This is a genomic window from Lacrimispora amygdalina, assembly GCF_900205965.1.
GTDB classification, from domain to species: Bacteria; Bacillota; Clostridia; order Lachnospirales; family Lachnospiraceae; genus Lacrimispora; species Lacrimispora amygdalina_A.
Genome location: NZ_OAOF01000021.1, coordinates 1 through 17,841 on the forward strand (window position 1 = coordinate 1; position 17,841 = coordinate 17,841).

General features: G+C 42.8%; 17 protein-coding genes. All 17 read right to left on the reverse strand.

The window, feature by feature from the left end; genetic code table 11:
* Window positions 1–207 precede the first annotated feature (207 nt).
* On the reverse strand, window positions 208–438 hold the full coding sequence (acpP, locus tag CRO04_RS21290) for an acyl carrier protein (protein ID WP_097006262.1): 231 nt from the start codon (window positions 436–438) through the stop codon (window positions 208–210).
* A gap of 19 nt (window positions 439–457) precedes the next feature.
* Window positions 458–1,471 (reverse strand): phosphate acyltransferase PlsX, encoded by a 1,014-nt coding sequence (gene plsX / locus CRO04_RS21295; protein ID WP_097006263.1) that lies wholly within the window; start codon window positions 1,469–1,471, stop codon window positions 458–460.
* 109 nt (window positions 1,472–1,580) lie between these two features.
* A complete protein-coding gene (locus CRO04_RS21300) occupies window positions 1,581–2,927 on the reverse strand; it encodes an MATE family efflux transporter (protein ID WP_097006264.1) in 1,347 nt (448 codons plus the stop codon).
* 192 nt (window positions 2,928–3,119) lie between these two features.
* Window positions 3,120–4,139, reverse strand: coding sequence for a substrate-binding domain-containing protein (locus CRO04_RS21305; protein ID WP_330400909.1), 1,020 nt, complete (start codon window positions 4,137–4,139; stop codon window positions 3,120–3,122).
* A gap of 42 nt (window positions 4,140–4,181) precedes the next feature.
* Complete coding sequence (locus CRO04_RS21310; RefSeq protein WP_097006265.1) at window positions 4,182–5,144, reverse strand: ABC transporter permease; 963 nt, start codon at window positions 5,142–5,144, stop codon at window positions 4,182–4,184.
* Complete coding sequence (locus tag CRO04_RS21315; RefSeq protein WP_097006266.1) at window positions 5,128–6,639, reverse strand: sugar ABC transporter ATP-binding protein; 1,512 nt, start codon at window positions 6,637–6,639, stop codon at window positions 5,128–5,130. Before CRO04_RS21315 ends, CRO04_RS21310 begins: the two co-directional genes overlap by 17 nt.
* Window positions 6,640–6,666: 27 nt before the next feature.
* A complete protein-coding gene (rbsD, locus tag CRO04_RS21320) occupies window positions 6,667–7,065 on the reverse strand; it encodes a D-ribose pyranase (protein ID WP_097006267.1) in 399 nt (132 codons plus the stop codon).
* A 2-nt stretch (window positions 7,066–7,067) separates the two neighbouring features.
* Entirely contained in the window at window positions 7,068–8,003 is a 936-nt protein-coding gene (gene rbsK / locus CRO04_RS21325) for a ribokinase (protein ID WP_097006268.1), read from the reverse strand.
* A gap of 18 nt (window positions 8,004–8,021) precedes the next feature.
* A complete protein-coding gene (gene deoC, locus CRO04_RS21330; protein WP_097006269.1) occupies window positions 8,022–8,657 on the reverse strand; it encodes a deoxyribose-phosphate aldolase in 636 nt (211 codons plus the stop codon).
* 77 nt (window positions 8,658–8,734) lie between these two features.
* The gene (locus tag CRO04_RS21335; RefSeq protein WP_097006270.1) at window positions 8,735–9,748 is read right to left on the reverse strand and encodes a LacI family DNA-binding transcriptional regulator; all 1,014 of its coding nucleotides are present in this window, start codon (window positions 9,746–9,748) and stop codon (window positions 8,735–8,737) included.
* An 83-nt stretch (window positions 9,749–9,831) separates the two neighbouring features.
* On the reverse strand, window positions 9,832–10,281 hold the full coding sequence (locus tag CRO04_RS21340; RefSeq protein WP_097006271.1) for a PTS sugar transporter subunit IIA: 450 nt from the start codon (window positions 10,279–10,281) through the stop codon (window positions 9,832–9,834).
* Window positions 10,282–10,292: 11 nt separating this feature from the next.
* The gene (locus CRO04_RS21345) at window positions 10,293–12,260 is read right to left on the reverse strand and encodes a BglG family transcription antiterminator (RefSeq protein ID WP_097006272.1); all 1,968 of its coding nucleotides are present in this window, start codon (window positions 12,258–12,260) and stop codon (window positions 10,293–10,295) included.
* Window positions 12,261–12,330: 70 nt separating this feature from the next.
* Window positions 12,331–13,215 (reverse strand): class II fructose-bisphosphate aldolase, encoded by an 885-nt coding sequence (locus tag CRO04_RS21350; RefSeq protein ID WP_097006273.1) that lies wholly within the window; start codon window positions 13,213–13,215, stop codon window positions 12,331–12,333.
* A 30-nt stretch (window positions 13,216–13,245) separates the two neighbouring features.
* Window positions 13,246–14,352 (reverse strand): PTS fructose transporter subunit IIC, encoded by a 1,107-nt coding sequence (locus tag CRO04_RS21355; RefSeq protein ID WP_097006274.1) that lies wholly within the window; start codon window positions 14,350–14,352, stop codon window positions 13,246–13,248.
* Window positions 14,353–14,388: 36 nt separating this feature from the next.
* Window positions 14,389–14,697, reverse strand: a complete 309-nt coding sequence (locus tag CRO04_RS21360; protein ID WP_097006319.1) for a fructose PTS transporter subunit IIB — start codon at window positions 14,695–14,697, stop codon at window positions 14,389–14,391.
* A 169-nt stretch (window positions 14,698–14,866) separates the two neighbouring features.
* A complete protein-coding gene (locus CRO04_RS21365; protein ID WP_097006275.1) occupies window positions 14,867–16,957 on the reverse strand; it encodes a glycoside hydrolase family 3 protein in 2,091 nt (696 codons plus the stop codon).
* 26 nt (window positions 16,958–16,983) lie between these two features.
* Entirely contained in the window at window positions 16,984–17,838 is an 855-nt protein-coding gene (locus CRO04_RS21370; RefSeq protein ID WP_097006276.1) for a carbohydrate ABC transporter permease, read from the reverse strand.
* Window positions 17,839–17,841: the final 3 nt, after the last annotated feature.

The following is a 17,841-nucleotide window of genomic DNA, read 5'->3' on the forward strand; positions in this document are numbered from 1 at the left end:
ATTATTGTCCACGATTTCTGGACATAGAGGGATACCCGAAGGGTGTTCCTTATTATTGTCCACGATTTTTGGACATAAAGGGGTACCCGAAGGGTGTTCCTTATTATTGTCCACGATTTTTGGACATAAAGGGATACCCGAAGGGTGTCCCTCTATGAAAGAAGGTGCTGCGGTCAGACCATATGGTCTTAGCAGCACCCACATCTATTAATTTAATGCATTCTTGATCTGTTCTACTGCGTCACTGACACTCACGATATTTTCTGCCACTTCAGTTGGAATCTCAATATCAAATTCCTCCTCAATGCCCATAACAATCTGGAACACATCAAGGGAGTCAGCACCAAGATCATCCACAAATGTGGAGTTCATGGTAACCTCCTCCGGCTCAATATTTAATACCTCTGCAATAATTACCTGTAATTTCTCAAATTCCATTTGTTTTCCTTCCTCTCTCCTATTCTTGATTTTCTTCTTTCATTTTAAGACTTTCTCTTATCTTATCATTAATTCCCTGTTCTTTGAAGGTTACGCATTGAAGTATGGAATTTTTAATTTCTGCCGCTTTTGAATTCCCATGAGTCTTTACTACCAGACCATTCAGTCCCAGAAGCGGAGCTCCGCCATATCGGGATGAATCAAATGATTTTAAAGTTTCTTTTAAAGCAGGCTTCACTAGCAGAGCACCGATTTTGCTTCTAAAATTCCCCATCATACCACTCTTTACCTTGTTAATCAAGGTCGCGCCTACTCCTTCATACAGCTTCAGGATTACATTGCCCACAAATGCCTCACATACTATGACATCTGCACCGCCATGCGGAATCTCTCTGGCCTCAATGCTTCCGGTAAAATGAATATCCTTACAATCCTTTAACAGCGGAAATGTTTCTTTTACTAACGCATTTCCCTTTTCTTCCTCTGCGCCGATATTGACAATGGCTACTGTAGGATTCTTAATGCCCACAACATGCTCCATGTAAAGAGAGCCCATTCGGGCAAACTGTACCAGATGAGAGGGTCTGGCATCCACATTCGCACCACAGTCAATCAGCAGGGAAACACCTTTTTCTGTAGGAATAAGCGGTGCAAGCGGTGGTCTTTCGACACCCTTGATCCGTCCGACTATCACCTGTCCGCCAACCAGTATGGCGCCTGAGCTACCGGCCGATACAAATGCATCCGCCTCTTTTTGTTTTACCAGATTCATTCCCACAACGATGGAAGAATCTTTCTTCTTACGTATAGCGTTAACCGGAGGTTCTTCCGTCTCGATTACCTCTGTCGCATTCACAATCTGTATCTGGTCCTTATTGAATGTGTATTTTGTAAGTTCTTCAGATATCATCTGTTCCTGCCCTACTAAGAGAACCCGGATCTCTTTATTCGCGTTTACCGCCTCCACGGCACCTGCTACCGTCTGTACCGGTGCATAGTCACCGCCCATGGCATCCACAGCTACTTTTATCATCATGATTCCCCTTTCAAGTGTTTCCTAAAGATAATCTATTACATAATATACTAAATATTAATCTATAAATCAATAATAAATTAAGAAATTTAAACCAGAAAAAATCGGCCTAGACAGCCTGCTGATTTTCCACCTTTTTTATAACATAAATATAAGATACTCCCGTGAATATAGCTGCGCTTAACCATGCTGCAGGATCACAGGCGCATGCAAGAGGAAAGCTTAACAGCTTTATGGCAAGCATTGCCGTAATCAATCTGGCTGCCAGTTCTACGACGCCGCCCATCATAGGAAGAAATCCGTATCCGCACCCCTGCATGGTATTGCGGAAAATAAAGATAGTCCCGAGAGGAATGTAAAAAGCAGCACACAAATAACTGTAGGTTTTCGCCCAGGGAAGAATTTCTGCCAGATCAACATTGCCGGAGAAAAACAGCTTTAGTGCAAAGGGAAGTCCCAGGACTACAACGATCGTGGAAACAACAGCATAAATCACTTCTGTAGTCAAAGCAAGACGAACCCCTCGTTTGATCCTTCCGATATCTCCCTTTCCATAGTTTTGACCTGCATAAGTAGCCATGGTTTGTCCCATAGCAATCATTCCCTGAATGACCATACTCTGAAACTTATTAGCCGCCGTGTTTGATGCTACTGCTACGGAACCAAAAAGATTCACTGCAGACTGCATGATCATAGTACCTGACGCAGTGATACCAAACTGCAGAGCCATGGGTATTCCGACAGACAGCTGGATTCTTGTGTCGTACTGATGAAGCTTCCAATGATGCCTTTCGGGAGTTAAAACAGGCATTTTTCTGGTGATATAAATGATACACAATAGCGCCGAAACACCCTGAGACACGTTGGTCGCCCAGGCTGCGCCTGCCACTCCCATCTTAAAACTGATTACAAAAATCAAATCAAGCATGATATTTAAACATGCGGAAAACACCAGAAACATGAGTGGTATGCGGCTGTTACCAACGGCGCGTAGAAACGAGGAAAACAGATTATAGAATACGTTTGCTATAATTCCCATGCAGATAATAGAGATATAAGTGTATGCGTCTCCCATAATATCAGAAGGAGTATTCATAAGTCTTAAAAGTATTCTCATAAAGGACAGACTGGATACAGTCATAATCACTATGACAAACAAAGACAATAGAATGCCATTTGCCACAGATCTCTTCGTTCCGTTTTCGTCGCCTGCACCGAACCGCTGACTGGTCAGAACTGTAAATCCGGTCGACATTCCCTGCGAGAATCCAATAACCAGGAACATAATGGTTCCGGTTGACCCCACTGCTGCCAATGCATTCGGTCCCACAAAACGTCCCACTATAATGGTATCCACCATATTGTAAAACTGCTGAAATATATTTCCGATTAAAAGCGGAATTGTAAATTTTAAAATGATGGGAAGCGGATTGCCTCTCGTCATATCGGTCTCCATAATCTTTCACCCTTTGCCTGTTTATTATTCTGCCATACTTTACCATGAGGCACAGACGTATTTTACCATGATATCATGCACTTGTCACGGTTCTTTTCAAACTGTTTTAACTTCTATCCTTCTTTGCCACATAAAAACGGCTGCCAGAAACCGTTTTTAAGGGATCTGGCAGCCGCCTTGCATATGTATCGTTTATTCTTTTGTAACTAATCCATTTACATTTTCAGAGGTAACCAGTTCATTGTCCAGAATAACGTATTTTTCGACATTCTTACCTTCCAGATAATCATAAGCTGTTTTTAATATTGCTTTTCCAAGGAAAAACGGAGGCTCTGCTATGGTCGCTTCTACCTTTCCTGCTTTAATTGCCTCAATGGTGTCATCAATGGCATCACAGCCAATCATTGTGATTTCATCAAGACGCCCTGCAGCTTCAATGGCTTCTAATGCTCCCAGAAGCATTTCATCATTGGCAGCATATAAACCATCAATATGATCATTGGCCTGTAAAATGTTCTCCATCACACTCATACCCTTTGCCCGGTCAAAATCCGCCACCTGGCATGCAACTATTTTCATATCCGGGTTCTGGCTTATAATTTCATTAAATCCTTTGGAACGGTTCTGGGCTACATTGGTCCCCATAATCCCCTGAAGTTCTACTATATTACCTTTTCCGCCCAGAGTATCTGCCAGATACTGCCCTGCCAGCTTTCCGGATTTGATTGCATCATATCCTATATGAGAGACCACATCTCCTCCGCTGGCTTCCCTGTCCATGGTAAGCACCGGAATTCCTGCCTTATTGCAGTCCTCGATGGATGAAACAATGGCATCCGAATCACAGGTATCAATAATAATACAGTCAGGTTTTTTCGTTATCAGGTTTTCTACGTCCTTCATCTGAACAGCCGGGTCATCCTGAGCATCCGTAATGTATAATTCCACTCCCAGCTCATCGGCTGCCTTTTGAACCCCATCCTTAACATCAACAAAGAACGGATTCGTCTGGGTATTCATTGCCAGACCGATTACATATTTTTTCTTTGTTCCTGCATCTGTTTTTGCTGTGGTTTCCTCTGATTTCTTAACAGTGGATTCTGTCTGAGTGGTCTCTTTTGGAGACTCTGACGCTGCTTTTGTGCTGCATCCCGCGAGTGTAAACACCATCAGACCTGCTGCCATTGCTGCTGCAATTCTTTTTTTCATCATAATTGTTCCCTTCCCTTCTCAAATACATTAAATAGTTTCTATTTATTCCGCTTTCGCAGATAAATCCTTTACCTTTTTGTCCACCAGCACGGCAATCAGTACAACAGCACCTTTCACGATACTGGTTGCATGAGGGTTAACATTCATTAATGTGAGGATATTGTCTATAATTCCCATAATCATGGCGCCCACTACGGTCGGAAGAACAAATCCCGTCCCTCCGCTTAAGCTGGTACCTCCAAGTATAACCGCTGCAATCGCATCCATTTCAATTCCCTGTCCACTGGTGGACTGGGCTGACCCCAGCCTTGCAGTCAATACAATAGCCGCAATCCCGCTTAGAAGTCCATTCATAATATAAGCGGTCCATTCTGTTCTTTTTACTAATATGCCTGACAGCCGGGCTGCTTCCCGATTTCCCCCAAGTGCATAAATGCTCCTTCCAAACCGGGTTTGAGTCAATATGTAATGTGCTGCCAGAAAAAGGAGTATAAGAATAATTACAGGAACTGGTACTCCTAAAACAGAGCCCTTTCCAATAAATTTATAAGCATCAGATTTTACCGGAATCGGTGAACCCTTCGTGTAGATTAAAACACACCCCCGCAGCAAAGTCATTGTGCCCAGAGTTGCTATAAACGGAGGGATTCCGCATTGAGATATAAATAAACCGTTGACAGCACCGCATACGGCACCTATGGTAACAGCCGTTATTGCCGCCAGAAACACGTTTCCGGTGGAAGCAAGAACTCCTGACGCCACAACACCGGAGAGCCCCAGAATAGAACCAACGGATAAGTCAATTCCTCCGGTAAGTATTACGAAGGTCATTCCGCAGCCAATAATGCCTGCGACAGTAACCTGCTTAAATACGTTAAACAGGTTTGAAATATTTAAAAAGCTTCCTGATAAGAATGCTGCAAACAGGCAAATGATAAGTAGTATTAAAACTGACCGATAAATATTGATCTGGTTTATCAATTGTTTCTTAGCTTTCTGATTCATTTTTCCTCACCCCTCCAGATGCATGTGCTAAAATCATTTCCTGATTCATGTCCTTTCCTGAAATCTCCAATACAATACGCCCTTCCCGCATCACTATAACCCGGTCACTGATTCCAATGAGCTCCGGTAAATCTGTGGAAACCATAAGAATGCTTTTTCCATTTTTTGTCAACTGATCCATAATGGAATATATTTCCGCTTTGGCCCCCACGTCTACTCCTCTTGTAGGTTCATTGAGAATAAGAATGTCAGAATCCGCTTCCAATACCTTTGCAAAAACGATCTTCTGCTGATTGCCGCCGCTTAGTTTTCCGGCCAGCTGTGCAGTAGAACTGATTCGGATATTTAATGATTTCACCTGATGATTTACCCGCTCCGTCTCCAATCTGGTATTTAAATGAATTCCTTTTGTCATTTTCTTCAGGGACGACATGGAAATATTCTCCCGAATACTTCTTATTAGTACCAGTCCCTCCTGTTTCCGGTCATCAGACACAAAGCCTATTCCGGCTTTCAGTGCTTTTACAGGTGCAGAACAGTCTTTTCTCTCTCCATGTATCCAGAGTTCTCCGCTTTCCATTGGTATGGCACCGTATAAAATTTTAGATAGTTCTGTAGTTCCTGCGCCCAAAAGCCCGGTAATGCCTAGAATCTCTCCTCTATGAAGCTGGAGACTTACATTATGTAATTTCTTGTGTTTAATATTATTTGCTTCCATGACTATTTCCTGGGATTTAAAATCCCGGGCAGGATATAAATTAGAAACACTTCTGCCTACCATCATGGATACTACATCATCATAGTCTGTTTCACCTATCTCTTTAGAAGCCACATATCTGCCATCCCGGAACACAGTCAGACGATCTGAAATCCGAAAGATCTCATCCATACGATGGGAAATATAGATAATTGCAATCCCTTTCTTTTTCAGCTCTTCAATAATCTGAAACAGGACTTTAATCTCTTCCTCTGCCAGTGCGGCAGTTGGTTCATCCATAATGATAATTCTGGCACCTATAGTGAGACACTTGGCTATTTCTGTCATCTGTGCTTCAGCAACAGAAAGATCTTTTACTCTGGTTTTTGAACTGAATTTTAAACCTAAATGGTTTAAGTTATCCTGCGCATTATTATAAAGCTTGTCCCAATCCACCTTCCTAAAACCGTTTACCGGAAGTCTTCCAAGATACATATTTTCAGCAACTGATAATTCTGGAACCATATTAAACTCCTGATAAATCATGGCAATTCCTGACTTTTCTGCGTCCCTGGCTGAATGAAATACCACCTTTTTTTCATTTAAATACATAGCTCCGGATGTATAAGGCTGAGCTCCTGCAATAATTTTCATTAAAGTGGATTTTCCTGCTCCGTTTTCCCCGCACAAAGCATGAACCTCACCCTCATATACTTCCAGATGCACCCCATCAAGAGCTTTTACGCCAGGAAATGTCTTTACGATTGATTCCAGTTTTAAAATTAACCTTCCTCCCATTTTAATTCCCCTTCTCCTCGCCTGATCTCAATAGGCGCACCCTGAGATCAGAATCACGTTGGTATAACCAGTAAACTCGCCTGTGAGTATAATTGCTTTTGCTCCTTCTGTCATTTTTTTCAGTTCGCTGTGAGGAATGTATTCCACAGGAATCCCCTCAGGCAGAAGAGCCAGTGCTTTATTATGCAGATCTCTGCTTACCTCCAGTGCTTCCTGGGCAAAAACAGCCCTTTCCGTTACCATATACTTTTCAATCTCTTCAAGTACCTCTAAGTAGGGCGGACTTCCCTGTTTCCATCCCAGATCCACACGCTCCACTCCTTTTGGAACAGGAAGCCCGGCATCGGCAATTACAAGCATATCCATATGCCGGATTTCTGCCAGGATTTTTGAAAGCTGCGGGTGGAAAATACCAGTCTTTAACATTATCATCCCTCCATTTTATGAGATTTCATAAATGCATCAATTTCAGATCGTTCCGGCATTGCAGGTGTTGTTCCGATCCTCTGGACTGAAATAGCTGCCAGGGCATTGGCAAATTCCGCTGCTTCCCATAAATCCTTTCCTTCCGCCAGAGCTGTGACAAGACCGCCGTTAAATGCGTCCCCTGCTCCAGTTGTATCCACGGCCTCAACCTGATAGGCGGGCAGCATTCCTCTTTTTTTATGAGATGCAATATAAACCCCTCTGCTTCCCATGGTTATCATTACATTCCGCACTCCCTTTTCCAGGAAATAATCCGCTGCTTTTCCTGCACTCTCTTCTCCATCTACCGTTATGCCGGTCAGAATTCCAGCTTCCACTTCATTGGGCGTAATCAGTTCCACCCGTTTTAGAATGCTGTCACTGACAGGCTGTACAGGTGCCGTATTTAATATAATTTTAACCCCTTTCTCAGATGCTATTTCAACCGTTTTCTTAACGGATGAAAGATTTGTTTCCAGCTGGATGAGCAGATAGTCTGACTGGTCCAGAAGGTCAGAGATTGATTCCACCTCTTCATCAGTAATCGTATTACAGGCTCCCGGGATCACAGCAATTTCATTTTGGCTGGTATTCTCATCTACCATAATAAGCGCTGTTCCTGTCTCTGCCTTTTCACTACTGAAAACCCGTTTTGTATCCATGCCCAGCTTTGTCATCGTTTCAATGGCAAGATCTGCAAAGGTGTCTTTACCAACCTTCGTCACCATGGTTACGTCTGCTCCCGCTTTATGAGCAGCAACCGCCTGATTAAACCCTTTTCCTCCTGGTCCCATCTTAAATAAACTTCCCTTCACCGTTTCTCCCGGCACAGGCAGATGCGGACATCTTCCCATTAAATCTACAACAAAACTCCCAAATATCGTTATTTTCCTACCCATAAGTTTCTCCTCTTCTCTTTACAGCAGAGCAACCCCATTACCGGCACCAATTCGGTCTGCTCCTGCTTCTATCATGGCCCTGGCTTCCTCCGGTGTCCTTATTCCTCCGCTGGCCTTTACTTTCATTCTTCCTCCCACCGTTTTTCTCATAAGTGCCACATCCTCAATAGTTGCACCTCCGGTACTAAAACCTGTGGATGTTTTGACGAAATGTGCTCCTGCTTCCATGGAAAGTTCACAGGCCTTTACGATTTCATCTTTTGTTAAAAGGCAGGTTTCAAGAATCACTTTTACGGTTCTTCCATGGCATGCATCAACAACAGCTTTTATGTCTTCGCGGACCAGATCATAATTTTTATCTTTCAGGGCGCTGATGTTTATTACCATATCCACTTCATCCGCTCCTGCCTTTACTGCCTCTGCCGCTTCAAATGCCTTTGCAGATGTCAGCATGGCTCCCAAAGGGAAGCCTGCCACACAGCAGACTGACACGCCTGTGTCCTTCAGCTCCTCTGCTGCCAGAGGTACCTGAGAAGTGTTTACACATACGGATGCAAACCCATATTCTTTCGCCTCCTGACAGTATTTTCTGATTGTTTCCGCTCCGGCATCCGCCTTCAGCATTGTATGGTCTATCATGTTTGCTATGCTCATATCCATCCTCCACTATTAATTATTGTAGTATGTAACCGGTTACATATTGGGGTAAAAATAAACTGCCAATCTGCAGTCTATTTTATCTTTTCTGAACCGCGTAGTACGATCTGATAGGGAACAAAAACCTTGCGTCCTGAGCTTTTGCTTTCCTTACGGGTCAGCTTGTCAATCAGCATTTCCATTGCCTGATACCCCTGTTTCCTTGCATCTCTGTCAATGGTCGAAAGACTGTAATCAATGATTTTAAGAGATTCGATCTGATCAAATCCCACAATGGAAATATCTCTGCCTATTTTCAGCTTATGCTCTGTTAAATATTTTAACACCCCCAGGCTGGTCTGGTTGTTGGATGCAAAAATAGCAGTCGGCGGATCCGGAAGCTCCAGTAATTCTTTTGTCCGTTCATAGGCTTTCATGATCTTAAAATCACCGGATACAATATAGTCCTCTCTCACCCCAATCCCATGATCCCTGAGAGCTGATTTGTATCCATTGAGACGGTCCTTACCCGGCATGGAAGTGTTGGGACCTGTTATCACTGCAATCTTTTTATGTCCGTTCTGGATCAGCGCTTCCACACCCTTATATGCTGCTTCCTGGTTTTCTACGAAAACGCCGTCCAAACTGGAATTTCTTATATTGCGGTCAACTAATACAACAGGAATTCCTTTGTTCTCAAATTGTATCAGTTTATCCCTGGTCACTTCATCAAGCTCAGAGATCGGCGTGATCAAAAGCCCGGACAATCTCTGGCTTTCCGCCACCATAAGGCATTGATGTTCTCTTTCCGGCTGTTCTCCTGTATCAAATAACACGATATTGTACTGATTATTGGCGGCCCTTTCTCCAATTCCACTAATAATGCCTGAAAAAAACTCATTGGCAATATCCGGAACAATCACTCCAATGCTGGAAGAATCACGTATGCTGAGACTTCTGGCTATGGCATTGGGTACATAATCCGCTTCCTGAATTGCCGATAATACCTTTTGCTTTGTTTCCTCTTTTACGTATCCAGATTCATTAATTACCCTGGAAACAGTTGCGGAAGAAACACCCGCTTTTCTTGCTATATCTCGTATGTTCATTTCAAGCTCTCCTTGTGTAACCGGTTACATGTAAAATATTAACATATTTATATTAGATTGTAAATAGTTTTTGTTAAATATGTTTATAGAAAAGCATTTGTTAATTCGGTGTAATTCTTAGCCATTCTTAATTTTTCAAGAGTAACGCCATTCCCCAGCTTGCCGGCTAATTCTGATATTAAGCGCAGATGTTCCTTCGTCCCTTCGCTGTTTCGGGGTACAGCAAAAAGAAAAACCAAATTTGATGGTTCTCCATCATAGGATTCCCATTCAATCATCTGATCCGTTTTTCCTATGGCAATGCCCACTTGTTTTACAGAATCTGATTTTCCATGTGGAATTGCCACATGATTGCCGATTCCTGTAATCCCCTCCTGTTCCCTCAGATAAACATCCTGTAAGTAACCATTTAAATCATCAATATACCCGGCTCTTTTAAGCAGTTCAGCCAGATAACTTAGAACTTCCTCTTTGTTTTTTGCTTTCATATTCAGATCAATGATTCTCTGATCCAAAATTTCTTCCACTGCCATAGACTACTCCTTTATCGTATAAAATATTGATATATTGAAAATGCAGAATCAAAGCGTTTGATTGTATCCATATTCTCACTGCTCTCAGTCAGCAAAAGAAAATCCTTATAAAACTGCTTTGTTCTTCGTATCTCGTAATTTGATGTCATTTTTACTGCCAGCAAAAAAACTACATCAACCAGATCCCCGGACCAGTCAACCGGCTGTTCCAAAATAGCCACTGCTATTCTGGATTCATTTACTTCCATCATATTTCCATGGGGGATTGCAATTCCATGACCAATACTTGTGGTGGTTGCCTTCTCACGAAAGAATACACTATCCATATAATTTCCTGTTACATCCCCTTTTTCTTCCAGCCGGCTGACCATCATTTTTAAAAGTTCATCCTTATCAGCCGCGTCCGGATGAAAGAAAATAAGATCTACATCAAACAGCTGATGGCAAAGATTATCAAAGCGGAATATGGATGCAGAAATATTTTTTCTGATTTCTCTTACCTTCCGTCTGACCCCTTCAACCGCTGCTTCTGACAAGTGGTCTTCTATCACGACAATTCGGGGATCGTCTTCTTTTAAGTCGACAGATGTGATAATCAAATCCACATCAGAATAGAACTCAATGCGAAAATCGTGAAAGCTGACCGCTTTTATTTCAGATATTTCCGGAATACTGTATTTCATCAGTTCGATCATGAACTGGCTGGAGGCGAGGCCCCGTTTACTCACCATTAATGCCAGGAGAGGCCTGTTCTTTTTCTTTCGAATCAGAGCAGCCTGAATATAAAGAGCAATTCCAGCCAGTTCCTCTTCCGTTACCTGCACTCCATAATATTCTTCAAACAGATTGCTTGTGGACCAGGCTGCTAGAAACGTCTGTTTATACTCATTTTTAACATATTTGCTGATGCTGTCCGACGTCATAGTCGAATATTTGAGCCGAAAGATAACTGACCGCATATGAATCAGAAGGCTCTCATACAATATCCCGTCAGACGAGAGGTCTACATCCAGTACAGAATCGATTGTTTCTATCACAAGCCTCACAAAGCTTTTCAAATTCTTATCATACTGGCCTGCATAATCCTCCTCTCCAAGACAGAAAAATCCTTCAATCTTCCGGGCAGACAGAAGAAGTATTGATAAAAGCTTCACATCTGCAGGCGATATTTTAATTTTGTATTCTGACTCAATTCTTTGATAAATAGATTCTGCAAAAGAATATTCGTTATAATGCTCCACCTCTTCATCATTGTCTTTTCCGAATATATCATGATCACCCATATGAGTTCTTGAAAGCGAAAGGCAGGTCATAATCCAGACCATATGAAACGATACATCCGCCAGTTCCACCCTCCATGCATTTTCAGCCTCAACAATCATCCTTCTGATCCTGTAAATGTCCAGACCTGACGCATAAGTGCCGAGGAGTGCTTCCATAATATCCGGCATCATGTAGATAATATAATCCTTTATGGCAATGCGGTAATTGTATTCATTTCCCGCCACACAGATCCCTTTATTCCGCACAGAGATAATTTTTAAATTTCTCTTTTCAAACCACGGAGATACCTTTTTTAACATACCGGCAACCGTTGGCGGACTTAAATAAAGACTTTCGGCCAGCTGGCAGATCGTGATAATTTCTCCAGGCTTCAGCTTTAACAGTTTTCCAGTCAGCTGTCTGTTTCTGTTTTCCAGTTCTTCACAGAAATCATCGTCTCTGGAAGTATTCATTCGTTCTTTTAAAGTCTCTTTCTGAGCGGAACTGGCTTCCAGCCAGATTCCGGTGCCCTGCTTTTTTTTAATACAGCCTAATTGATTGACTGACATCCATTCGTTAAGCTGATTTATTTTGGTTCTTATTGACTTTTCAGATAATCCCGCACTCTCTGCAAGCTGAAGCAGAGTAAATTTCTTTCCTGAAAGAAGACATTTTAATATTCGGTTATAATATAATGTGTTCTTATCTTTTTTCAAATAATCACCTCAGTTTTTCCATGGGCGGCAGACGATATTTTATCATTTGCCGCACCAGATCATTATATCTTTATTCATTACCAGACGCCAGCGTTTCCCCATAGCAATATCGGCCTGCAGATCCGATGATTCTCATATAGTCCTTAACAAAACTCTTGATTCCAGCTTCTGCCGCCATACACAGATTCATATAGTCCAGTGAGGAGTCCTCTTTCAGAACTGCCAGCATTGCCTGTTTTCCCGCCTCAAATGCATCTGTACACACATTAATCTTATTAATCCCCCCTGCTATAGCTTTTCTTAGATTCTCTTCTCCGGATCCGGAGCCGCCATGGAGTACCAGAGGCATATTTAACGCTGACTTTAATTGAATCAGTCTTTCAAAGTCCAGTTTTGGTATTTTCCCTTTGGGGTATGCTCCATGTGCAGTTCCAATAGCCACAGCCAAAGCATCAATACCGGTTTTTTTAACAAACTCAACTGCCAGGTCCGGATTTGTATATAAATCACGATCAGTATCATCAGAATTCACGGCCTGACCGACATGCCCCAGCTCCCCTTCTACTGAGCAGCCTTTTTGGTGTGCCAGAGCAGTAATGACGGAAGTTCTTTTGATATTCTCCTGGAAGGAAAGAGCCGACCCGTCAAACATAACGTTTGTGAACCCCCGGTTAATGCAGTCCGCTATTACATAAAAATCCGTGCCGTGATCCAGATTTAAGGCCACTGGTACATAGACTCTTTCAGCCAGTTCCTTTATTACAGGCAGCATATCTTCCGCATGGGCGTGTTTTTTCATCTGCCCCGGGCCAAATTGAATGATTATGGGAGAGTGTTCTTCCTCTGCTGCCAGAATGCCTGCTCTTGCCATTTCAATGTTAATGCTGTTCATAGCCATTACACCATAATAATGTTTATTTGCATCTTCAAGAATTGCCTTCATTGATACCAGCATTGCAACCTGTCCTTTCTTTTAAAATATTCATTACTGTATCTGAATATCCAGATCTATGTCTAGATCTGTCTCTTTTTCTTCCCCGTCTTCCGTTCCAGGCTTCTTTAATAATCCATATATAATACCAGTCACAGCAGAACCAGCAATCAGTGCAATTAAAAACCAGACAGGATTTTTCATCATAGGAACAACAAATATACCTCCATGACCAGCCACTGATTCGCAGCCCATGCCAACCGCAATTGCACCAGCCAGTGCGGAACCTATCATACAGCTTGGAATTACCCTTACCGGATCTGCTGCAGCAAATGGAAGCACCCCTTCCGTAATAAAGCACAGCCCCATGGGAAAAGCAGTTTTTGCTGTTTCCAGCTCTACTTTCGAGAATTTATTCTTTTTTATGAGAGTTGCAATAAAAATACCGATGGGAGGTGTCATGCCTCCTATAATCTTTGCAGCCATAGGACCATAGATACCATCTGCACCCAATGCATTGGCAGCCATTGATGCCGTTTTATTAACAGGACCTCCCATATCAAATCCCATACAGGCCCCGATAACTCCTCCTATCACTGCCTTAGCGCCTCCATTCAGAGAAACAATCCATTTTTGAAAAACATTCATGATAATGGATAACGGAATTGCAAACAGGCATAAGAATATCATTCCGCATATAAATGTAGAGATAACGGGTATGATCATAACAGGCATCAGACCTTCACACCACTTTGGCAACTTCCAGGTTTTCATCCAGTTTACAAAGGCCCCGATAATAAAAGCCATCAGCAGACCACCCAGAAAGCCGGCCTTTGACTGAGCCGAACAATAACCGATTACAATTCCAGGTACAATCCCCGGACGTCCTGCAATGGAATAGGCAACTCCAGCCGTCATCACTGCAACAGCAAAATCCATCGCTACGGAGCCAAGCTTATTTACTCCCCACCAGAAGCCTGACCATGTAAAGGGATTTAAATTGGAAAACGGTGTTGCACCTGCTTCCACAGCGCTTCCGATGTTATAGCCCCCAAACCCTTTTGCCAGAGCACACAATATACCCCCGCATACCACAATCGGAATCATATAAGAGATTCCCGTCATAACATGTTTTTTCACATTGAATTTCTGTCCCGCCATTTCTTCTCCCTTCTGATACGATACCTTCTCCGCCAGTTATTTCCCCAATTTCTGGTGAATTTTCGAGATCACACCTTTTGGACTTTTCATAATCATGCTGATGGGTATTTCAACAACCGCTTTCCCCATAAAACGGTCCTTATTAACCCGAATATCCGCTGCAATCAGAATGATATCCGCCTCCCGGATCTCTTCCGGTTTCAATTCATTTTCCACCCCAATGGACCCCTGTGTTTCTACTTTGATAAAATCCCCCATTTCCTTTGCAGCATTTTCCAGCTTTTCCCTGGCAATGTACGTATGGGCAATCCCCGCAGTACAGGCCGTTATCGCAAGAATTTTAATCATATCAATCCCTCCTCTTCTTAGGTTATCTATAGATTAACATATCAGAAACCCAAGCGGTAAATATAAAAAGGCATAATGATAAGGTAATTTTTAAACAGTCATAATCCCATCAGAAAAAGACGGAGCTGCATGCTTATGCAAGTCCGTCTTTTTATAAAAGTATATTTTAAATTTCTGCTGTCAGCTTTACCGGTTTCCCGCCCATAAGCTGTATGCTGGTTTCATCCGGCTGGCTAAAGCCTACATATAGCTCAACGTTCTTTCCGTCTTTTATATATTCTCCGTTGTCATTCACCACCATGAGGGCCCGTTTATCAAGCTTGATTTTCACGCGCTTTTTCCCGTTATGCTCAAGTGATACTCTCTTAAAACCGCAGAGTCTGGGATGAAGAGGAGCAAATTCTGAATCCACAACCTTAACATAGACCTGGATAACTTCCTCAATATCTCTGCCTCCGATATTCTCAGCCACTGCCTCTATTTCCATTTCTTCCATATTAAACTCAGCCTCAGTTACTGCTGCCTGCCCATAGGTCAGACCGAATCCAAAAGGATACTGGGGCTTACTCTCCAGGTATCGGTAGGTTCTGTTCTTCATGGAATAATCTGTAAACTCTGGCAGAGGAGTTTCCGGATCATAAAACGTTACGCACAATTTTCCCGATGGTGAATACAGACCAAACAGGATCTCTGCAAATGCTTTTCCGCCTCTTGCCCCCGGATACCATGCCTGAATAATGGCATCGTAATGCTTACTGGCAAAGCTTAAATCGATATCACTGCCTGCCATCATGCACAGTACAACAGGAGTACCTGTTTTCTCAAGTGCCTCCATTAACTTTCTCTGGGGTTCAGGAAGCAGCAGGGAATCCTTATCCCCGGAAGCGTACTGGTTCCCCTGATCTCCTTCTTCCCCCTCTAGGTATTCATTCAGACCCAGGCACAAAACAACGACGTCGCTGTGTTTTGCTACAATTAATGCTTCTGAGATACGGTCGTGATCAAATGCCAGATTTTCAGTTTTGGGTTTGCTTATATCACAGCCTTCCGAATAAAGAACTCTGACGTCATCTTTTACAAACGCCTGGATTCCCTGGAGAATCGTAATATATTCCGAAGACGTACCATGGTAGTTTCCGATCAAAGCTGCTCTGCTGTCTGCATTCGGTCCAATGACTCCTATTGTCTTCACCGATTCTTTATTCAAAGGAAGTATGCCGTTATTTTTTAACAGAACCATACTTTCTCTGGCAGCGCGTTCGGAAAGTTCCAGATGCTTTCTGCACTCCACTTTCTCGTAAGAAATGGAATCAAATTCGTTTTCATCAAACAGTCCCAGCAAATATCTGGTGGTAAACAGGCGCGTACAGGCTTCTGTAATCGTCTCCTCACTGACCATTCCATGTTCATATGCGTTTAATATATGCAGGTACGTATTGCCGCAATTTAAATCACAGCCAGCATTGATTGCCATAGCTGCAGAAGTTTTGGCATCCGGACTGATTAAATGGTGCTCATGAAAATCACGGATTGCCCAGCAATCTGAAACGTAATGACCCTCAAATCCCCATTCACCTCTTAAAATATCCTGCATTAAGGTTTTGCTTGCACAGCAGGCTTCACCGTTGGTACGGTTATAGGCGCCCATAACAGCTTCGGATTTTCCTTCCTTCACTGCTGCCTCAAATGCCGGCAGATAGGTTTCTCTCAAATCCTTTTTGGAAACCTCCGCATTAAATTCATGACGCAGCGCTTCCGGACCGGAATGAACCGCGAAATGTTTTACACAGGCCGCCGCCTTCATGGTCTCCTTATCTCCCTGCAGCCCTTTGATAAAGGCAACGCCAAGTCTGCTGCTTAAGTAAGGATCTTCCCCGTAAGTCTCCTGACCTCTTCCCCATCTGGGATCGCGGAAAATATTTACATTGGGAGACCAGAATGTCAGTCCTTTATAAATATCTCTGTCATCTTGTTTAGCAAAAGCATTGTATTTGGCTCTGCCTTCTTCCGCAATAGTCTCTGCAATCTCATGCACCAGATCCTCATCAAAAGCCGCCGCCATACCAATGGCCTGAGGAAAGCTGGTAGCGGTACCGGCTCTTGCCACACCATGAAGCGCTTCATTCCACCAGTTATAAGCTGGTATATTAAGTCTGCGTATCGGCGGTGCGTCATATCGCAGCTGGCTTGCCTTTTCCTCTAATGTCATATTTGATACTAACTGTTCCGCTCTTTTTCGCGCTTCTTTTCGATTCACTTATCTTTCCTCCTGAAAATGATGTCTTATCCCTTTACTGCGCCTGTCGTCAGTCCGTCTACTATCTGGTTACTGAATATACTGTAAACGACTATTGTTGGTGCAATTGCTATGATAATAGCCGCAAACATCTGTACATAGTTTGTGGCATAGGGACCTACGAAGTAAGTCAGAGTGACAGGAAGAGTCTTTTTCGCCGTGTCAGATATAAATACCATAGCCAGTAACAGCTCATTCCAGTTACCGACAAATGTCATAATACCTGCAACAAACATCCCCACTCTGGAGAGAGGCAGTGCTATCCTGACAAAGCAGCCATAGATCGAGCACCCATCAATACATGCCGCTTCAAATATCTCATTTGGCATGCTTTTAAAGAATCCCACCATCAAGAAAATTGTCATTGGAAGGGAAAATGTAATATATGGAATAATCAGTCCAATTCTCTCATTAGTCATATGCCAGTTAGAAAAACGTACAAAAAGCGGTATCAGCACGCAATGGACCGGTATCATCATTCCAATCAAAAAATACTGCATCATATATTTTAAAAAGCTTAGTCTCATTCTGGCAATGGCAAATGCTGCCATTGCGCCAATCAGCAGACTGACAACCAATGCGGTAAAGCAGACAATCACGGAATTTAAGGTAGCAACTCCCAGCTGTCCGTTTGTCCATGCAAAAATATAGTTTCCAAGCTGAAGAACACTGGGAGGTGTAAAGGGCGAAGTCAGTACTTCCCGGTTTGATTTTAAAGACACACTAAGCATCCAGACCAGGGGAAGTAAATAAATGAGAGCCAATGCAATCAGTAATGCGTATAAAACCACACTGGTCACAGTGACCGGTTTTCTGTTTTTCTGGTTATTTTCTAATCTCATAGT